The 1,844-nt window shown below is 26.0% G+C and carries 2 protein-coding genes; both read left to right on the top strand.

Annotated features, from left to right (window positions below):
• A partial coding sequence (locus L988_RS08405) for a restriction endonuclease subunit S (protein WP_197053958.1) occupies positions 1-345 on the top strand: 345 nt, incomplete at its 5' end.
• A 283-nt stretch (positions 346-628) separates the two neighbouring features.
• On the top strand, positions 629-1,753 hold the full coding sequence (locus L988_RS08400) for a replication initiation protein (protein WP_047383369.1): 1,125 nt from the start codon (positions 629-631) through the stop codon (positions 1,751-1,753).
• The last annotated feature ends 91 nt before the right edge of the window (positions 1,754-1,844 follow it).

The raw sequence follows: 1,844 nt of genomic DNA, 5'->3' as shown, positions 1-1,844 counted from the left end.
TGCCAATTTTACAACAATCGAAAAGGCCAAAAAAACAACAAAATACTCTTGCCGTTTACACCTAAATTTTCAGCATATTATTTTTCAACTAATAAAGTTAGAAAAACTATTATTAAATATTCAGCTTTTACAACAAGGGGATCGATAACAGGTCCAAAATTATCTAAAATTTTAGTTCCTATTTTACCCTTAGATGAGCAACAACGTATCGTTGATATTCTTGATAGATTTGATACTCTAGTAAATGATATTAAAGAGGGATTACCAGCAGAGATAGAAGCAAGAAAGCAACAGTATGAGTATTATAGAGATAAACTACTTACATTTAAAAAGTTAGAGGTTTAATTTTAGATTTTAGAGGAGATTTTCTCCTCTTTTTTTCTTGTTTGTAATATTTACAATATTTATAAGATTTACGGCAAAAACATAAACGCTACGAACCCAATAAAATCAATGCTTATCGAAAGGCAAAAAAAGTTAAAGGTATAAAGATTACGAAGAAAGGTATAAAGATTACGAAGGTAAGTGCAAAAATTACGAAGAAAGGTATAAAGATTACGAAGATAAGTATAATAAAGCATATTGATGTTTTATACCTTTAATGTTATTATAATTTGAGGTGATTTTTTTGAAAAAATTGAAAGATTTAACGTTATTTAAACCAAATCAACTGATTGAAATAAAAGGTGCTCCATTAACAACTCAAGGGCTTTTAACATATGATTATATTTTACATAGATTACAACAAGAAAAAGCAGATAGTATTGTTTTGTCTTTAGGTGAGATAACAAAAGCAATAGGAATTGATAGAAATTATGAAGAAATATATTTATATTTAGATTCTTTACAAAAAATAAGGATTGAAAGTAAAGATGCTAAAGGAAAACTTTGGGGAGCTTTTAATCTTTTAGCAGAATATAGAAAGTGTGAAGATGGAGTTTTTGTTGCTGTTCCTCCAACAATATATAAAGCTTTAAAAACAGAAGAAGATAATAAAGATAGTTTATATTATACAACGATAAAACTTCTTGAAAAGAGAGTGTTCAGATGTGTTTATAGTTTAATATTTTATGACTTCTTTAAAAAGTATGAAAAAATTAATATTCCTATTTTAGAATTAGATGAAATTAGAGAAATTACAGGAACAGTTGATAAATACGGAGAATACAAAGCTTTTAAAGTACATGTTCTAAGGAAGGCTATGGATGAACTAAATAAATTTGATAAAAAATATGAGTATGATTTTGAAGAGATAAAAATTAGTCGTAGAGTTCATAAAATAAAATTCGTCAAAGTTGATAAAGATACTATTGAGGTTGAAGAAAATAGTATGTCTGAGAAGCTCTTAAAGGCTGTTTTAAAAGCTCGTAAGAATATTTATCTAGATAGTGTCTATTCACAAAAGGCTATGGATAAATTGATTTTAAAGTATGATGAAGCAGATATTATAAAAGGGCTGAATGAACTGTATAAATATAATTATGAAATAGAAAGTTTTTCTAAGATTTTAAACTCTAAAATTAAAGATATAGTAGACTCTAAAAAAGTAAAAGTTAAAAAAGAACCTGTGAGAATAGCAGAACCAGAAATTGAAGATTTAGAAAAAAGTGAGCTTGATATTGAAAAAGAAAGATTATCATTAGTAATATTAAACAGCAAACTTCCAACAAGAGAAAGAATTATACTGTTTGGTGAACTATCAGTAATTGAGGATATGAAAGCTCTAAAAGAACTTGAAAAGAGGATTAAATAGAAAGTATATTCATGTTATAATATTTAAAGATGAGACTAACTATATGAAGTCAAGTATATAATTTTGTTTTTTCTAAAATATTTTTTAGAAT

Origin of the sequence: Cetobacterium sp. ZWU0022 (genome assembly GCF_000800875.1) — a bacterium.
Taxonomy (GTDB): domain Bacteria; phylum Fusobacteriota; class Fusobacteriia; order Fusobacteriales; family Fusobacteriaceae; genus Cetobacterium_A.
The sequence above is the reverse complement of the archived record's forward strand: the minus strand, read 5'-3'. Positions and strand labels throughout refer to the sequence as shown.